This window comes from Novosphingobium sp. BL-S-33, assembly GCF_056857025.1.
On record NZ_CM166475.1, the window covers coordinates 841831 to 859979 of the forward strand.

14 protein-coding genes are annotated in these 18149 nt (G+C 62.7%); 9 read left to right on the plus strand and 5 right to left on the minus strand.

Features of this window, described 5'->3' with window-relative positions; all coding sequences use genetic code 11:
• Nucleotides 1-2: 2 nt before the first annotated feature.
• Complete coding sequence (locus AC1VVM_RS20425; protein ID WP_482957258.1) at nucleotides 3-476, minus strand: DUF2141 domain-containing protein; 474 nt, start codon at nucleotides 474-476, stop codon at nucleotides 3-5.
• A complete protein-coding gene (dxs, locus tag AC1VVM_RS20430) occupies nucleotides 457-2385 on the minus strand; it encodes a 1-deoxy-D-xylulose-5-phosphate synthase (protein ID WP_482957259.1) in 1929 nt (642 codons plus the stop codon). The genes AC1VVM_RS20425 and dxs overlap by 20 nt, the downstream gene beginning before the upstream one ends.
• Nucleotides 2386-2836: 451 nt before the next feature.
• On the opposite strand from dxs, the gene AC1VVM_RS20435 reads away from it, so the two are divergent.
• Both AC1VVM_RS20435 and AC1VVM_RS20440 read left to right on the plus strand, forming a co-directional pair.
• Nucleotides 2837-4183, plus strand: coding sequence for a GntT/GntP/DsdX family permease (locus AC1VVM_RS20435; RefSeq protein WP_482957260.1), 1347 nt, complete (start codon nucleotides 2837-2839; stop codon nucleotides 4181-4183).
• 12 nt (nucleotides 4184-4195) lie between these two features.
• The gene (locus tag AC1VVM_RS20440; protein ID WP_482957261.1) at nucleotides 4196-4873 is read left to right on the plus strand and encodes a FadR/GntR family transcriptional regulator; all 678 of its coding nucleotides are present in this window, start codon (nucleotides 4196-4198) and stop codon (nucleotides 4871-4873) included.
• 9 nt (nucleotides 4874-4882) lie between these two features.
• On the opposite strand, the gene arcC is transcribed toward AC1VVM_RS20440, so the two are convergent.
• From arcC to AC1VVM_RS20455, 3 genes are all read right to left on the minus strand, one after another.
• Nucleotides 4883-5821, minus strand: coding sequence for a carbamate kinase (gene arcC, locus AC1VVM_RS20445; protein WP_482957262.1), 939 nt, complete (start codon nucleotides 5819-5821; stop codon nucleotides 4883-4885).
• Nucleotides 5822-5855: 34 nt separating this feature from the next.
• Nucleotides 5856-6299 carry a DUF2147 domain-containing protein gene (locus AC1VVM_RS20450; RefSeq protein WP_243652742.1) on the minus strand — a complete coding sequence of 148 codons (444 nt, stop codon included), beginning with the start codon at nucleotides 6297-6299 and terminating at the stop codon, nucleotides 5856-5858.
• A 166-nt stretch (nucleotides 6300-6465) separates the two neighbouring features.
• Nucleotides 6466-7359: a LysR family transcriptional regulator gene (locus AC1VVM_RS20455; RefSeq protein WP_482957263.1), complete on the minus strand. Its 894-nt coding sequence runs from the start codon at nucleotides 7357-7359 to the stop codon at nucleotides 6466-6468.
• A 76-nt stretch (nucleotides 7360-7435) separates the two neighbouring features.
• Between AC1VVM_RS20455 and AC1VVM_RS20460 the strand changes: the two genes are divergently transcribed.
• The 7 genes from AC1VVM_RS20460 to AC1VVM_RS20490 all read left to right on the plus strand — a co-directional run bounded on the left by AC1VVM_RS20460 (nucleotide 7436) and on the right by AC1VVM_RS20490 (nucleotide 18128).
• On the plus strand, nucleotides 7436-8044 hold the full coding sequence (locus AC1VVM_RS20460; RefSeq protein WP_482957264.1) for a pyridoxamine 5'-phosphate oxidase family protein: 609 nt from the start codon (nucleotides 7436-7438) through the stop codon (nucleotides 8042-8044).
• Complete coding sequence (locus AC1VVM_RS20465) at nucleotides 8041-8451, plus strand: VOC family protein (RefSeq protein ID WP_482905587.1); 411 nt, start codon at nucleotides 8041-8043, stop codon at nucleotides 8449-8451. The genes AC1VVM_RS20460 and AC1VVM_RS20465 overlap by 4 nt, the downstream gene beginning before the upstream one ends.
• Nucleotides 8452-8943: 492 nt before the next feature.
• Nucleotides 8944-9783, plus strand: coding sequence for a hypothetical protein (locus tag AC1VVM_RS20470; protein ID WP_482905588.1), 840 nt, complete (start codon nucleotides 8944-8946; stop codon nucleotides 9781-9783).
• Nucleotides 9784-10071: 288 nt separating this feature from the next.
• Nucleotides 10072-11484 carry a Wadjet anti-phage system protein JetA family protein gene (locus tag AC1VVM_RS20475; protein ID WP_482957265.1) on the plus strand — a complete coding sequence of 471 codons (1413 nt, stop codon included), beginning with the start codon at nucleotides 10072-10074 and terminating at the stop codon, nucleotides 11482-11484.
• The gene (locus AC1VVM_RS20480; protein WP_482905590.1) at nucleotides 11477-12223 is read left to right on the plus strand and encodes a DUF4194 domain-containing protein; all 747 of its coding nucleotides are present in this window, start codon (nucleotides 11477-11479) and stop codon (nucleotides 12221-12223) included. The genes AC1VVM_RS20475 and AC1VVM_RS20480 overlap by 8 nt, the downstream gene beginning before the upstream one ends.
• Nucleotides 12220-15645, plus strand: a complete 3426-nt coding sequence (locus AC1VVM_RS20485; protein WP_482957266.1) for an SbcC/MukB-like Walker B domain-containing protein — start codon at nucleotides 12220-12222, stop codon at nucleotides 15643-15645. The genes AC1VVM_RS20480 and AC1VVM_RS20485 overlap by 4 nt, the downstream gene beginning before the upstream one ends.
• A 227-nt stretch (nucleotides 15646-15872) precedes the next feature.
• Nucleotides 15873-18128, plus strand: a complete 2256-nt coding sequence (locus AC1VVM_RS20490) for an FdhF/YdeP family oxidoreductase (RefSeq protein WP_482957267.1) — start codon at nucleotides 15873-15875, stop codon at nucleotides 18126-18128.
• The last annotated feature ends 21 nt before the right edge of the window (nucleotides 18129-18149 follow it).

The following is an 18149-nucleotide window of genomic DNA, read 5'->3' on the forward strand; positions in this document are numbered from 1 at the left end:
TGTCACTGTCCGCCCGGTCCTTTGGCGCCCATGAAATAACGCAGATTGAAATGTATGGTCTGCGCCGCGCCATCGAAGTGGAACGCGGCTTCCGAGAATTTGGGTGGGCCCAACACGATTTTAGCGTCGTTGGAAAACCCAACTCCTTCCTTCGGAATGCCGAACAGCGCCCGATCCACCTTGCCGTTGCTGTTTTCGTCCAGAAAGGCCTGTGCGGCATAGCGTCCAGGCGGCAGCGAATGAACGAGGACGCGAGTAACACCGACGCGAGCAGGCGCTTCGCCCGAGAACGGGCAATCATCCTTCAGAAACTGGCTCTCTGGGCAAATGGCGACACGTACGTAGCCCTTACTGACGCGAACATTGCCGACATCGACGGTAAGCACGACGCCACCGTCGCTGGCGGGCGGTGATGCTCCCAGCAAACAGGGCGCAAGGCACGCAAGGACTTTCAGCTTAGGGAATGTTGGATTCACGGTGCCATTGAAATCCTGAGTCATCCTGACCAAGCGCACCGAGGACCATGTCAACAATGGCCCCCGCATCGAGCCCGGCCTCGGCATATTGTTTCTCGGGCTTGTCCTGGCTTTGGAAGATATCGGGCAGACGCATCGTGCGGATCTTCAGACCGGTATCGATCAGGCCAAGGTCGCTCGCCAGTGTCAGCACATGTGCGCCCAGGCCGCCGATGGAGCCCTCCTCGATGGTGACGGCAACCTCGTGCGTGACCAGCAGCTTTCTGATCAGATCTTCATCCAGCGGCTTCGCAAAGCGCAAGTCGGCCACAGTGGTGGACAGTCCCTTGGCCTCCAGCGCGTCTGCGGCCTTCAGTGCCTCTTCCAGCCTCGTGCCGAGCGACAGGATCGCGACCTGCCGCCCGTCCCGCACCACGCGGCCCTTGCCGATCTCCAGCCGCTCGGGCGTCTTCGGCAGTTCCATGCCCACGCCATTGCCGCGCGGATAGCGCACGGCAATGGGGCCTTCATCATGGACAGCGCAGGTATGGACCATGTGGACCAGCTCGACCTCGTCGGCCGCCGCCATCAGCACCATGTTGGGCAAAGTCGCCAGATAGGTGATGTCGAAACTGCCGGCATGGGTCGATCCATCCGCGCCGACCAGTCCCGCCCGGTCTATCGCGAAGCGTACGGGCAGATTCTGGATCGCCACATCGTGCACCACCTGATCGTAGGCACGTTGCAGGAAGGTGGAATAGATCGCGCAAAACGGCCGCATGCCCTGCGCGGCCAGGCCTGCGGCGAATGTCACGGCATGCTGTTCGGCAATGCCCACGTCGAAAGCGCGATCGGGAAAGGCTTCCGCGAATTTGTCGAGCCCGGTGCCCGCAGGCATCGCGGCGGTAATCGCGCAGACGCGCTCGTCACGCGTCGCCTCGGCAATCAGCGCCTGGGCAAAGACGCTGGTATAGCTGGGCGGCCCCGGCGGCGCTTTGGCCTGCGTGCCTGTAACGACATCGAACTTCTGCACGCCATGGTACTTGTCCGCCGCCGCCTCGGCCGGCGCATAGCCTTTGCCCTTTTGCGTCACGACATGGACGAGGCACGGTCCCTCCGCCGCATCGCGGACATTTTCCAGCACCGGGATCAACTGGTCGAGATTATGACCGTCTATCGGCCCGACATAGTAGAAGCCCAATTCGTCGAACAGGGTCCCCCCCATCGCCATGCCGCGCGCGAAGGATTCGGTCTTGCGCGCAGCGATGTGCAGCGGACGAGGCAGCCCCCGCGCCAGCTTTTTGGCGAGATCGCGCAGGCCCAGAAATTCGCGGCTCGATGCCAGCCGCGCCAGATAGGCCGACAATCCGCCGACAGGCGGGGCAATCGACATGTCGTTGTCGTTGAGGATCACGATCAGCCGGTTACCCGCCTGACGCGCATTGTTCATCGCCTCATAGGCCATGCCTGCGGACATCGATCCGTCACCGATGACCGCAATCGCCTTGCCGCGCTCGCCGCTCAGCTTCTTCGCGACCGCGAACCCCAGCGCAGCGCTGATCGAGGTGGAACTGTGCGCCGCGCCGAACGGATCGTACGGGCTTTCATCCCGCTTGGTGAAGCCGCTCAGCCCGCCGCCCTGCCGCAAGGTCCGGATACGGTCACGCCGCCCCGTCAGGATCTTGTGGGGGTAGCATTGATGCCCGACATCCCACACCAGCCTGTCGCTTGGCGTGTCGAACACATAATGGATGGCGGTGGTCAATTCCACGACGCCCAGACCGGATCCCAAATGACCACCGGTGACACCCACGGCGGAAATGACTTCCTGCCGCAATTCATCGGCCAATTGCCGCAACTGTTCAGGTTGCAATGCGCGTAAATCCGCAGGCCAGACTACCTGATCAAGAAGGCTCGGCTTTGGCGTCATAAGCTTGGGCTCCCTGAATTCAGCAGGCTGCACAGCGCTCGATACCCGAAGAGCTAAATCAACTGATCGGCAGAAGCTATATGAATCATGTCATTGAGGCGGAATGAACAAGGTTTCCGCGCGAAACCGGGCCTCCGGACGCGTTGGATCGGCGCGAAAAGAGCGACTTCGTATGCAGGCGTGCTCTGAAGACTTACCAAACCCATGCTGGTTGGCCGTGGGCAAGCGATAATTGGTCTGACAGATTTTGATGAAATCTGACGGAATGGCGAAATTCTATAGATTATGCCGATGTCCCGGCTATAGCCTGTCCAACAGATCCGGGTCGAACCATGACACCGGCCGAATGAGAAAAGAGGGAGAGGTAAGGAATGGCGCTGTCATTTTGCCGGGCACGAGCGCTCGGCAGGAGAAGGATTGCCGCGTTCCACGCATCCGAAGCGGGCCGGTCATGACCCCTGAAGACGTCAGGCTCGTCCTTTCCGCCGTGGCGGGCATCGCATTGTCGATTGCCCTTATCGTACGCGGCCGCCTCCACCCCTTCGTCGGGCTGCTCTGCGGCGCCTTCACGGTCGGCATACTCGCCGGAATTCCGCTGGATGAGACTGCAAAGGCCGTGGAGAAAGGTGCCGGCACGATCCTTGGCGGTACCGGACTGGTCGTTGCCTTGGGGCTTGGCCTAGGTGCCATGCTGCAACTGTCGAACGGCGCGGCTGGGCTGGCACGCGCGGTACTGGGCGTGTCGGGCGTCAAAGGGGCGCCATGGGCCAGCCTTTTCACCGCGCTGCTGATCGGACTGCCGCTGTTCTTCGAAACCGGCCTCGTCCTGATGCTGCCGATCATCGCCTCTGCCGCCGCGGCGCTTCCGAAGGGGCTCGACGATGACGAATCCAAGCTGCGCCTAATGCTGCCCGCGCTGGCGGGTCTCTCTGTGGTCCATGCGCTCGTGCCGCCGCATCCGGGGCCATTGCTGGCGGTCAACGCGCTCGGCGCGAACCTCGGCCTGACGCTCGCCTACGGGCTTTTGGTGGGCATTCCCACCGCCGTGGTCGCCGGCCCCGTGCTCGCTCGCTTCACCGTGCGCGGCGTCAAGCTCAGCCCGCCCCTGCTCGCGCCCAAGACGATCGACATAGACACGCCCTCCGTCGGCCGCGCGCTGACTGCCGTCCTGCTGCCGGTCGTGCTGATCGCCGCAGGGCAGGCCGTCGCTATCGCCCCGCCCCCCGTCGCAGCCCGATTGGCCTGGCTGGGCTGGGTAAGCAATCCGGTCATCGCCCTGCTGCTCGCCAACCTCTTCGCCTTGCCGCTGCTGTTTGGATGGCGCCTTGGTGAGCGCCGCATCCAGGACGCGATCTGGCTGGAAGCGATGACCCCTGCAGGCGGCATCCTCCTTGCCATCGGCGCCGGCGGCGCGCTCAAGCAAGTTCTGGTGACCGCCGGCCTGTCGGACATGCTGGTTCGTCTTGCTGGTGACGGCGCGATCTCTCCCCTGCTGCTTGCTTGGGGCGTATCTGTCTGCATCCGTCTCGCGACCGGCTCGGCCACTGTCGCCACGATCACCACGGCGGGGGTCATGCAAGGTCTGGCCGCCAGTTCGGGTGTCGAACCCGAGTGGATGGTGCTGGCCATCGGTGCCGGATCGCTGTTCTTCTCGCACGTCAACGATCCGGGTTTCTGGCTGGTAAAGAGCTATCTCGGCACCGACATGCCCGGCACTTTCCGCACATGGTCGATCATGGAAACCGTCGTCGCTGTGGTCGGGCTCTTGCTGGTACTTCTGGCCAGCAGCGTCTTCTAGGGCAGCAGGAGCATGAACCAGCCACGGCTTTCCGATCACGCCTATGCGGGCATCGTCGAGATCATCAAGTCGAGGAACCTCGAAGTCGGCGCGCGATTGCCCTCCGAAGCGGGACTGGCCGAGATGTTCGGCGTCTCGCGGGCAATCGTGCGCGAAGCGCTGGTCCGGCTCGCATCGGACGGCATCACCGAAGCCCGGCGGGGAGCCGGCTCGTTCGTCAAGAACCGTCCTTCGGAACGACTGGCAGCGTTCATGCCGATGAGCGAGCTTTCCGCGACGATGGGCAGCTTCGAGGTGCGGTTCGTGCTGGAAGCGGAAGCCGCCCGGCTCGCCGCTACCCGGCGCACATCGCCGGAGATGGCCCATGTCGAGGAAGGCATGGACATGCTGCGCTCCGCCCTGCTGTCGGGCGCGCCGGCTCATGCCGAGGACATGGAACTCCACCGCCGCATCGCCAGTGCAACGGGCAATCCCGCATTCCTGATCGCCTTTGACGCGCTCCGGTCCGGCATCGAGAAAGTCATGCGCGCGGGCCTCGATATCTCGCGCTCCCGACATCCGGACGTCATTGCCACCATGCTGCGCGAGCACGAGGTAATCGTGGAAGCCATCCGGGTGCAGGATGGCGATGGCGCGGCGCTGGCGATGCGTTGGCATCTCTGGGAAGGACGCCGCCGACTGATGCCGTAGATTACGCCATCAATGAAACGTCGTTTCCCCCGCGTGGATATCGACCGTAGTCCCCTTTTCGCGCCGGATCGCTGCCGGAACATCGCCGAGTGCGCAAATCACCGCGCGCTGGCCCGTCGCACGGGCGAAATCCTGCGCCGCTTCGACTTTGGGGCCCATCGAGCCCGCCGGAAATTCATAACTGTCCAACGCATCCGGTGTGATCGACCGGATACCGCGCTGTCCGGGTTTGCCCCAGTCCAGATAGACTGCATCCGTGTCCGTCGCGATGACAAGGCAATCGGCGCCGATCACCTTGGCAAGCAGGCAAGATGCCAGGTCCTTGTCGATCACCGCCTGAACGCCAATCAGCCGGTGATCGGTAGGGGACTTATGCATCGTCGGAATGCCGCCGCCACCGGCGGCGATCACCGTGGCCCCCTTTTCGAGCAGCCATTCGATCGCCTGAGTCTGAACGATGTGCTTCGGCTTCGGTGAGGGAACGACGCGCCGCCAGTGAGCGCCGTCCACCTTCATGGTCCATCCGTTCGCGGTGGCGGCGGCTTTCGCCTGATCCGCAGTATAGAGCTTGCCGATGAACTTGGCAGGATCGCCGAAGGCAGGATCGTCGGGATCGACCTCGATCATCGTCAACAGCGTGACGATGTGATGTTCGAGCGGCAGGATATTGCCCAGTTCCTGCTCGATCATGTAGCCGATCATCCCCATCGTCTCGCTGACGAGCACGTCGAGCGGATAGTCCTCGATGTCGGTGTTCAGCACTTCCTGCAAGGCAAGGAGGCCAACCTGCGGGCCATTCCCGTGCGTGATGACGGTTTGCTCAGTCTCGCACAGTCCCGCCAAGGCTTCGGCGGCTATGCGTGCATTGCGGCGCTGGTTTTCAGCCGTCATCGGCTCGCCGCGTTTCAGCAGCGCATTGCCGCCAAGCGCCACGACTATGCGCCCCATCGCACCTCGCCCCGAAGCCTCAACCAACCTTGCTTTAATTCAGCCGCGTCCAGGTCTGAGATCGGCAGCCGATATTTCCGGTAAGGCAGCCTCTCCCTTCCAGCCGATTGTGATCGAGCATCGTGACTCTGCCGGAGAACGTGCGATTCATGTCAGGCACGAACACCCGGCCACGCCACACGCCGGGCTTCTCTTGCGTGAAATCCCGGAAGAGGTTCATGCCCACCAGGTTATTGGTGCCGCCGCGTTTTGCATCGGCCTTTGCCTTGTCGTTTGCCCAAACGACGACACCGCACATCTGATTGCCGCACCGTTCAGCGCGGACATGCACGCTGTTCTGTGGATTTTTCCAGACTCCCAGAGACTGACTGTCTGACTTTGCCCAAGCAGGCGATGCCAGTACCAACGAGATTGCCAAAAGCAGGTAACGACCCATGGCGTGGACCTTCCCTTCGTTGCGCAGCACCCTTTCGGTCATCTCCGTCAGGCTCGATCAGCGTTGCCGCTGAGCGCATTCTCACCGATGGAGTTTGCCTTTGTTCGCCGCAGTTTCAGACTGCCGAAGCCGGCAAGGTCGCGCAACTCAAATCTGGTCCGTGATCCGAATGACAGCTTGCTTGAATGTCTCAACTTCGGGCTGCTCGCTAACTCCACGCTCTTTGCCGCGCCCGCTCGCGCATGACATCGATGAATGCTCGGACCGAGGGCATCGCCGCGCGACCGGCATCGTAGAGCAAATTCACCGGCATCGGCGCAGGCGCATGATCCGCTAGCACCCGGACCAGTCGCCCGGCCGCAATGGCTTCGGCTGACTGATAGCTCAGCACATTGGCGAATCCGAGCCCGACCTCAGCCGCCTCGATCGCAGCATCGACCGTATTGACTGTGAGGCGGGGCACGATTTCAACGGGTGGCTCATCCTTGCCCCCGAACGGCCACGCGCTGCCGATCCGGACACCGCTGCCGACGATACAGCTATGGCCTTTCAGGTCGGAGGGGAGTGCCGGAATGCCGTGACTTGCGAGATAAGCCGGGCTCGCCACGATCGTCTGCTGCACCGACCCGATTGCGACAACGCGCAGCGCGCTGTCCGCAAGCGCTCCGATCCGCACGGCCACGTCGATCCCTTCCTCCACGATGCGCACATTGCGGTCGAGCAGCATCATCCGCGCGCTCAAGCCGTCATGTTTTGCCAGAAGCGCACCGATCGCCGGCAACACGTGCAGCCGCCCGAACATGACCGGCGCGGTGATATAGAGTTGCCCGCGCGGCACCGATCGTCCGCCCATGACGACCTGCTCCGCCTCACGCAAGTCAGCCAGAATCCGGCGCGCCCGGTCGAGAAAGGCCGCCCCTTCGTCAGTCAGCGAAACCGCCCGGGTGGAGCGGTGAAACAGAGACACGCCAAAGTGCCGTTCCAGCGCCGCGACGGCCCGCGTCACGGCCGGAGGCGAGACGTCCAAAGCACGCGCCGCCGCTGCGAAGCCGCGCTTGTCGGCCACGGCGACAAACGCGGTCAGAGTTTCGAAGCGATCCATTATTCTCCAAACCGGAATAGTGAACGCCGATCCTCACCGATTATAATGTCAACGGCAATGCATTACGTTCCGTCGCATGGCACAGACTTTCCTCCACACCATGTTCGGCCCCGGGGCTCGCGCTTTGCAGGAGGCGGCGGGTTCGCGCAGCTCTTACGCGCGAATGGAAGCCCACGCGGGCGAAATGGACATTCTGACCCAGCGCGAGCTGGACTTCATCACCGCCCGTGACAGCTTCTACATGGCCAGCGTCAGCGAAGACGGCTGGCCCTACATCCAGCATCGCGGCGGTCCGGCCGGGTTTCTTCGGCAGCTCGCGGGCAATCGCATCGGCTTTGCCGACTATCGCGGCAATCGGCAGTATCTGTCAGCCGCAAACCTCTCCGCTGACGACCGCGTATCACTGTTCCTTATGGACTATCCAAGCCGGCGCCGGCTCAAGATGATCGGCCATGCCCATGCCAGCGAGGATCCGGCGGACATCGCGGCGCTGATGGTACCCGACTACGACGCCGAGCCGGAACGGGCTTTCGTGATCGATGTGGTCGGTTTCGACTGGAATTGCCCCCAGCACATCACCCCGCGTTTCACCGAAGCACAGATCGCGCAGGGCGTCCGGCCCCTGCTCGACGAACTGGCCCGGCTGCGCGCCCGCGTCTCCGAACTGGAAGGAATGAACTCATGACCGACACACTAACACACGGCGTCCATCACGTTGGCCTGACTGTCCCGGACCTCAATCAGGCGCGCGCGTTCTTCTGCGGTGTTCTGGGGTTCGATGAAGTCGGCGGGGTACCGGACTACCCCTCGATCTTCGTGTCGGACGGCACCGTCCTGCTGACCCTTTGGCGCGCCGCCGACCCGATGACCGCCCGCGTATTCGACCGGCGCGCCAATATCGGCCTGCACCACCTTTCCCTGGCCGTGGCGGACGACGATGCGCTGGAAGAGGCATGGCGCAAGGTGAGCGCTCATCCGGAAGTCATTGTCGATGTCCCGCCCAGCCCGATCCGCCCGGGGGCAACAACGCGTCATTTCCTGGTGTTCATTCCCGGCGGCATCCGGATGGAATTCGCCACACCCTTTGTGTGAAGCGATGCCCGCCGAACCGGAAAGGGCTTCAGCTACTGCCGCCGGTGCCAGACCCGATGTGCGATGCGCACGATGGGCGCGCCGCACCGGCTGCAATCGCTTTCCCAGCGAACACCGTTCCAGCGCGCATGTTCGCCCCGGCCGTGCTGATTGAAGTGGCACAAAATTCGCGCCGCAATTGCGATCATTTCAAAGTCCATATGTCTTTTCGCGTCGCACCCAGACCCTCCGATAATGCGAAGCCCGCAGGACGCGCGTGATGGAAATCACGTCGATTTGCTTCTCCCTCCCCTCTCCCGACCGCAGGACGCGCGCAGCGGATCTCGGTCCGGCACCGCAACCGAAGGGTCTTGCGACCCGCCTGTTACATTTGAAGATATTTCATAACATTGCGCGTCAGCGGCAGTTCACACTTGGGATGGCAGATTCGCCGCTCGAAATTGGACAGGACGAGTGGACATGACTGGCAGGCTGCAAAAAGCAGGAGCGTATATGATGGTGGGTCTGGTCGCGGTCGCGACACCGCTCGCCTCCGCTTCGGCGCAGGACTACCCGCCGCCCGAATCGTCCGGCAATTATCCGCCTCCGCCGCCTGCGCCGAATGGTCAGGATCCGGGGCAATATCCTGCGCAAAATCAGAGCCAGTACGACCAGCAATACAGCCCGCCGCGGCCGGACGGCCAGTATCAAGGCCAATATCCAAACCAGTATCAGGGCCAGTATGGGGGCCAGTACGGCGGGCAATACGCGCCGCCGCCGCCTGACAGCTATGCCGCCGCGGCGCCGCGCGGCTATGATGGATCGCAACCGCCCCCGCCGCCGCCGGGCTATCAGCAGGACCCGGCTTACGCGCAGCAGATCCAGCAGGATCGTTATTACGAAGCCCGTGCCGAAGATTGGGCCCAGCATTATTGCGTGCGTTCGGGCAACAATGCCGGATCGGGCGCCTTGATCGGCGGGTTGCTCGGCGCCCTGCTTGGATCCAGTGTCGCGGGACGGCATGACCATGGCACGGGCGCAATCGTCGGCGGCGCCATGGGTGCGGTAGGCGGGGCAGCGGTAGGCAGCGCCAGCACCGGGGAAACCAGCCCGGGCTGCCCGCCGGGCTATGTCATGCGCGGCGGCGCGCCGGCCTTCTATTACGAAGGCTATGGCCAGCCTTATTATTATGCCGCACCGGAATGGTATCGTCCGTGGATATTCATCGACAACCGCTGGACCTACCGGCCTTATCCCTATCACGCCTTTTATTATCGCCACTATAACTACGGTCGCCCGGGATACGGGTACCGGGGCGGTTATCACGGCTACTACCGCGGCCCGCATCGCTGACCGGAACATGTCTCGGCGCTGGAACGCGGCCAAATGCGGCCTCGATCCCGCGCCGGAGGATGGGTTCATCCCCTTCACGGGCAGCGGGGGCGTGCACGCCCGCGCTGCCCGATGCTATAACATGTTCATAGAAAATCGGACTTGGTTGCGGTCATAAACGGCGCGCTCTATCCGCCCCAGCCCGCGCTGCGAAAGAACCGCCGCGCAGCGAATGGGCCGCCCACACCCGACAAGGTTACGATGTACGAAGCAAGCGAGTCAGAGCAAGACGGTACAATAAAAGATACGTTGTTTGGGCATCTTCCGCCGAGTCTGTTTGGTATTCTGGCGTCCGCTGCCAAGCGTGACTATGCCCGGCTGATCTTGTGGATCTATCGCGAGTTCTTCGGAGAGAATTACGCCAAGCCTGTTCGCAAGGACGAGCTTGTTGCCTTCATTGCCGTGCAGATCGACAGGTTGTCCGATCTCGTGGAGGACTTTGCCGCGGACGCTGCAAACGCGGATGCAAGCCAGAACCCGAATAACGTCTATCTCCGCCTGAAGCAGGCCGGTTGGCTGGTCGAACATCGCCGCGGCTATGTGCAGATGGTCGATCTTGAAGCCTCGGTTTCGATGCTTCTCGAAACGCTAAGCGCGATCGAAGAGGGCGAGGCAGTTCATTTCGGCGGCACGATCGCCGCGCTCGAAAGCGTCATCGAGCGACTGGGCGACAACCCGCTCGACAAGGCCTCATCCCTGGCGGACAGTGCTGCGCGGGCCCGTCGTTTCCAGCAGCACCTGTCGGCCATCATCGGGAATTTGCGCGCGCATGAGCAGCGCATCGTTGCCGATCCCCAGCCCACGCGGATCCTGGCAAGCTTCTTTCAATTCGTCGAAGAAGTGCTGATCTCGGACTACCGCGCCATCAAGACGACCAACAATCCGTTTCGTCATCGCAATCGGATCATCCAGATCATTTCCGATTACGAACACGACAACGAGATCGTTGCCGCCTTTGCCGAGGGGTATGTCGCCCAGGGCCTTGCCTCCTCGTACGAAATCGCGATTTCCAAAGTGCGTCAGCATCTCGGCCAGGTGAAGCGGATCTTCGATGCCGCCGAGGAACGGCTGGATGACATCGACGCCTTTCGCAGCCGTTTGGAACAGCGCATTGCGCGGACCATCAGCTATATGAACGAGATAGATGGCTCTACTCTCGTACGCCTGACCCATTTGCTGCGGGATGTCGGCGCGACCGATCTCGATTGGGACGCCCTGCTTCCCGTTCCATCCGACCTCGCCGATCCGGTGCGTCACTGGGGGCCCGGAAACCTGGCCAGCCCATCATCCCGGCGCGTCACGGCAACACCTACTTCGGTACAGAAAACGCAAATCGATCCTGCGCTCTACGCTTACGACCGGGCGCAGCAGGCCTATCTGGTGCGTCTCTCCGTCACCCCGGACAAGATCGCCGGCTACATCGAGCGCAACCTCGGATCCGCGGCGGAACTTCATGCCCGTGATTTTGTCGTCGAAACACCCGAGGATGCCCTGCTTCTGCAAGGGGTCCGGCAACTCGATATGTTCGGCAGCAAGGAATTGCTGCGCCGGTTCCGCGTGTCGCACGATCTCGACACCTTGGTAGACACCGATTGGTCGGCGTTTTCGGCCTTCAGCGTCTACCGCAATCTTCCCGAAAATCTGGAAATCGATCATGGCTAACGCAACGCTCTACGATCTCGAAGAGCTGCTCGACCGTCCTCAGAACCGCGATCTCACCAAGGAGATGATGGTCAAAGCGGCAGATCGTCTGTTGGCGCAACAATGCCTCTTCCGCGACGATTACAATGCCTCGGGAACCTATGACCTGATCGTGCGCCACAAAGGCTATTTTGGCGGGCTGTTCGATGCACTCGGACGCGACCTCGTGATAAAGCCCGACGAGATGATGATCGAACTGCGGCCTCAGGACAGCCTGACCCGCACGATGCTCTCGCTTGACGAGACGATCATTCTCCTCGCCCTGCGAGCCACCTTCGAGCAGGGCGTCGTGTCGATGAGCCAGGAAGAATTCGGCCTCATCGCGACGACTTCCATGGAAGTTCTGGAGCGCTACGACCAGTGGGTTGCACGGCCCCGGCCGCCGTGGCCGCGCGTTCGCAAGATCCTTGAGGCATTCCGCAAGCGCCGCTTCATCGACCTTGGCGAGGATATTCCGCTGGAGAACGGGGTCGCCATCACCATCCGGCCGGCGATCCGAAGCGTCACCGGCGAGGCCTATCAGGCACGGATCGCGGAGTGGATTGCCGCCACCCATGCGCGGCAGGACACCGCAGAAATCCCCGGCGGGCTCTCCGACTTCGCAGAAGATGACGGCGACGACGGCACCCCCGTCGATGACGCCGCCTTTACATCGGATGAGGGCGAAGACGCCCTCGCGGACGAGGCAATTGTGCAATGATCAAACTCAGCCGCATCAATCTGATCAACTGGTACACCTTTGAAAGCCTGACCATCGACGTGCGCGGCAGCACGTCGTTGATCGGCCCGAACGGGGCGGGCAAATCGTCAATACTCGACGCCATCCAGGTCGTGCTGACCGGCAACAACAGGAATTATTTCCAGCTGAACGCCAGCGCCAACGTCACGGCGGGCCAGACCCGCAAAGTCGGCGAAACTCGCTCGGTGTACGATTATTGCCTTGGCAGGGTCGCCGGAGAGACGCTGCGGAGCAATTGCATCAGCTACGTTTCGCTCGTGTTCGAACGGGAACGCGATGGCAAATGCTGGACGATCGGCGTCGGCATGAGCGCCGTGGAAGGACAGCAAAGCGAAGAGGTACTGGGGGCGTTCATCGCGCCCGATCAGGCCCTGCGTGACACCGATTTTCTTCAGGACATCGACGGCAAGCCCTATGTCGTGCCGTACGACGAGCTGGTAACACGGCTCAGGCGCGTGCCGGGGTTCGATAATCTCGGGCATCGCCCCACCCATTTCACCCGGCGCGTGCTCATGGCGCTGGGCGGCAAAGGCCATCACGCCGATGCCGAGAAGTTTCTCAAGACGCTGAAAAACGGCCTGCGCATCCGCGAGATGAAGTCGGCGACCGAGTTCGTGCGTGAATTCCTACTCGATCCGGCCGGGCTCAATATCGAGGAGCTGAGAAAGTCGGTCGCGACCTGGCGCGGCCTACTCAAAAAGATCGACGAGCTGGAGAAGCAGAAGCAGCAAGTCACCGAAGCGGTAACAGCCTACCGCGAACTGCTCGACCGCATGTCGGAAGAAGTCCGCATGCGCTGGGTGGCGGGCAAGGCCGAACGCGACCGACTGGCCGAGCGGGTCAAGGCGGTAACCGATCAGCTCGCCCGCAAGCAGGAAGAGTGGGAACTGGCGGAGCGCCGGGTGAAGCAAACCCGCGAGGCGCTCACGCGGACGCAGGACGAGATCAAGGAAATCACCCGGGCTCTCGACAACGATAGCCGGGAGCAGGCGATCCGCGGGTTTCGCGAGATCAACCTGCCGAATGCCGAGCGCGCGCATACGGATGCCGAGCAAGCCTATCAGGCCTATTTCGCCTCCGTCGCGGCCGCGGCCAGCCTCGCCGACAAACTGGTGCTGGTCTATGCGCAGGACGAATATCAACAGGCACGCGATGCACTGGCGGCCTTGCGCGCCAGAGTAGGCGGCGAGACCAGCCTTGCCGCGCGCGATGTCGATCAGATCGTTCATCGCACGCTCGAGCCGCTGGAGCGCTATGCCGTCGCAGCTCAGGGCGCACGGGACAGCCACCTCACCAATCTCGTCACGCTGAGATCCCAGATCCGCGAAAACCGGGAGCAGTTGCAGCGTCTCTCCGGCGGCAAGGCGCTGATCGCGGACCCGACATTGCGGCTCATTCAGTATCTGGCCGCGCACGACATCGAAGCCACCCCTATCGCAGAACTCGTCGAAGTCACCGACGAGCTTTGGACCGATGCCGCCGAAACGCTGCTGGGTGCGGCAGGCGAAGCGCTGGTGGTCGAGCCCGATCAAGCGCAGCGCGCGATTACCCTGCTCCGCCAGCAACGCAGGGATTATCCCGGCACGCAGATCGTAAACACCACGAAGACCGGAGAAATTGGACAAGCGCCGACGGCAGGCAGCCTGGCCGACATCATCGCCACCGAGAGCGTTCATGCGCGAGCCTTCATCAACCGCCGGTTGAACGCGGTGCGCCGGGTCGACAGCGAGCACGACTTGCTCCGCTTCGACCGCGCGGTTACGCCCGACTGTCTCGTTGCGTCGGGCGGCTCGATCGAGAATCGGCGCCCGGCCCGGGTCCACCGGCTCGGCAAGGACGCCAATCGCAAGAACATCCCCATCCTCGAAAACCTGCTGGAATCGCAGGAGCGCGCCTATACGCGTCACGAGGCCGATGCCGCAGCGCTGAAGGGTCTTATCGAAGGCATCCAGAAATTCCTGGAAGTCGGCGGCAGTCGCAACCTCGAAGAGCTGGAACGCATTCGCCATCATGCCGCTGAAGCGGTCGCACAGATCCGGGACAACATCCGAACTCTGGAAGGTGAGCGGCCCGTTGAAATTCAGGACCGCCTCGAAGGGCTGAAATCCGATCTCGAAGATCTGCGTCAGCAACTTGAAGCCGACGCGGCCGCCGAACGCGTCGCCGGCCCCATGGTGGGGATTGTGAAGGAAAAACTGTCGGGCGCCGAAGCAGGTCTCGAAAAGGCGCAAGGCGTGTTCGCCGACCGCGATATCCTGCCGTCCGACGAGCGCGACGCGGCCATGGCCGATTTCGAGCACCTGATGCGTGAACAGGGCGGGCTGCTCGAAAACGTGCAGATCGCGGCGCAGGACATGGCCACCAGAGCACGCAGCCGCGTCAGTCACCTGGCAGTGCAGGCGCCGCAGAAAGCTTACGCTTACGCCTTCGAAGCCGGTATTTCCGACCAGTTCCGACGCGAGGATGCCCCGGCCATCCAGCTGGAATGGCTTGAGAAGCAACTGGCAGCCATCGTCAACAACGCGCTAAGCGACTACCGCGAGCAAGCCCAGGAAGCGCGTACGTCGATCGAGACGTCGCTCAAAACGGACATGCTGGTCAAACTGCATGACCGCATCGAAGGCGCGAAACGGCAAATCCGCAGTCTCAATCGCAGCCTCCAGATGCGACCGTTCCATGGTGAACTCTATCGGTTTGACGTGAAGCCCGATCGCTTCTTTGCCGAGATCGTAGAGATTGCACGCCGGGTGCAACTCAACAGCATCGATGTCAGCACGCTGTTCGACGATGCAAATTCGGGAATCGAACCGAGTCTGATGAAAGGCGTCGAGCGCATCAAGCGGATGATCGACGAGGGCGACAACGTCGAGCAGATCAGCGATTATCGCAATTATCTGCACTTCGATCTGCAAACCACCACGCTCGACGGCGAGCGCGTCACTTCGGACTACGCCAAGCGCCAGGGCAGCGGCTCAGGCGGCGAGAAGCAAGTACCGTTCTACATCGCCATGGCCTGCGCGATGTCGAACGTGTGCCACTCGTCGGAAGACAATCGGGACAGGCTTGGGCTCGGGATCATCCTGTTCGACGAGGCATTCAACGCGCTCGACGGCGGAAACGTGAACAGCTGCCTGGCATTGCTTCGAGAGTTCAATCTCCAGGTCATCGCCTGCGCGCCAATTGAAAAGCTCGGCGTATTCATGGAGCAAATGGACACCGTCCTCTCCGTGCGGCGCATCGGCACCACGACAATGCTTTATGCCGACTATCTCAAAGACGCCGGCCGCGAGGCGTTCCGCGAGGCCAATCCCGGCAACGAGCCCTTTGACCTCTTCAAGGAGAGATTCTCGCAGGAAGCACAAGCCGCCGATGCTGCCCAGTGACGTGCCTGACTTATAAGGGGACTTCCCGGCGCGGCCAGCCCGCCTGAGTACTGACACTGGGGCAACATCGATGGCGCAGGATCCCCACCGACACTACCACGTTTCCGTCAGCAATAGCGCGTTTGGTCACATCGTGCTTGAACCCTTGGCGGAATCATCCACCATCCCTGCGAAGCTGGAATCCGCCGCACGAGCGGGATCGAGGATAACCGGAAGGAACCCCAGCAATGGCCGACAATCGGACCGCCGATGACACGCTTACGGGCATTAGCGACTACAGGGGCCCGGCCGGCGGCTGGGGCGCACTGGGCGCCGTTGCGCGCACTGTGCGCGAGCAGATGAAGGCCAGCCCCGATACCCGCGCGCTGTTGCAGATGAACCAGCCGGACGGGTTCGACTGTCCCGGCTGCGCCTGGCCCGATCCCAAGCACACGTCCTCGTTCGAATTCTGCGAGAACGGCGCCAAGGCGGTGACCTGGGAGGCCACCGTCAAGCGTGTCGATCCCGACTTCTTCGCCCGCCATACGGTCAGCGAGCTGTGGACCTGGAGCGATCACGCGCTGGAGGACGCGGGCCGCCTGACCGAGCCGCTGCGCTACGATTCCGAGACCGACCATTTCGTGCCGATCCCATGGGACGAGGCCTTCGCGCGCGCCGGAGCGGTGCTTCAAGGGCTGGACCATGCGGACGCCTGCGAATTCTACTGCTCGGGCCGCGCCTCCAACGAGGCGGCATTCCTTTACCAGCTTTTCGCGCGCGAGTTGGGGACCAACAACTTCCCCGACTGCTCCAACATGTGCCACGAGGCGACGAGCGTGGGCCTGCCCAAGTCGATCGGCATCGGCAAGGGCACGGTGACGCTGGAAGACTTCGACCATGCGGACGCCATCTTCTGCATCGGCCACAATCCCGGCACCAACCATCCGCGCATGCTCTCCACGCTGGCCGCAGCATCGAAGCGGGGCGTGCCGATCGTGGTCGCCAATCCGATGCGCGAACGCGGGCTGGAGCGCTTCAAGTCTCCGCAGCATCCCACCGAGATGCTCTCCACCCATGCGACGCCGCTGGCCTCCGCCTATCATCAGGTGCGGATCGGCGGCGACATGGCGATGCTGAAGGGCATGATGAAGCTGGTGATCGAGGCGGATGCGCTCGACCATGCCTTCATCGCCGAACACACCGAGGGGATCGAGGCGCTCAGGGCCGATCTCGACGCAACCTCGTGGGACTGGATCGAGACCACGTCCGGCCTGACCCGCGATGCCATCGAAGCGATGGCGAAAGTCTACATGAACGCCGAGCGGGTGATCGTTTGCTACGGCATGGGCATCACCCAGCATCGCCATGGCACGCAGAACGTGCAGTCGATCGCCAATCTCCTGCTGCTGCGCGGCAATTTCGGCAAGGCGGGCGCCGGGATCTGCCCACTGCGCGGCCATAGCAATGTGCAGGGCGACCGCACGGTGGGCATTACCGAGATCCCGGCCGAGGCGATGCTCGAACGGCTGGACGCCGCCTACGGGATCGCCGCCCCCCGCAAACACGGCCACAACGCGGTCGAGGCGCTGGAAGCCATGCGCGACGGCCACTCCAAGGCCCTGATCGCGCTGGGCGGCAACCTTGCCGTAGCCATGCCCGATCCCGAGGCCTGCTTCGCGGCTGTACGCAAGCTGGATCTCTCGGTAAACATCCTCACCAAGTTCAACCGCACTTGCCTGCTGATCGCCAAGGAAACGCTGGTGCTGCCCTGCCTCGGCCGGACGGAACTGGACGTGCAGGCGGCGGGCCCGCAGTTCGTCACCGTGGAAGACAGCATGTCCATGGTCCACGCCTCGCGCGGGAAGCTGAAGGCGCCGGGGCCGCATGTCCGGTCCGAACCTGCCATCGTCGCGGGTCTGGCCAAGGCGGCGATGCCGCATACACAGGTGGACTGGGACGCGCTCGTGGCCGACTACGACCGCATTCGCGAGGGCATCGAGCAGGTCTATCCCGACTTCCACGATTTCAACATCCGCGTGCGAGAGCCCGGCGGCTTTCGCCTGACCATCGGGCCGACCAACCGCGTGTGGAGCACGCCCAGCGGCAAGGCGCAGTTCATCGCCCATCCCATCGTGCCGCACGAAGGCGCGCGGCCGCTGCTGCTCACCACCATCCGCAGCCATGACCAGTACAACACCACGATCTACAGCCTGGACGACCGCTATCGCGGCGTGACCGGGCGGCGCGACGTGATCTTCGCCAACGAAGTAGACCTCAGCATGCTGGGCCTTGCCCATGGCGATGTGGTGGACGTGACTACGCCCTCCGGGCGCGCGCTCAAGGGCTTTACGGTAATCAAGCACGCCATCGCCCGAGGCTCGCTGGCGGCTTACTATCCGGAGGCGAACTGCCTTGTTCCGCTGGAGGATTTCGATCCCGCCAGCGGCACGCCTGCCTACAAATCGATCGCGGTATCCATGTCCCGATCGACGGCGGATGCATAAATGCAGGAAGTGTCGCTTCGT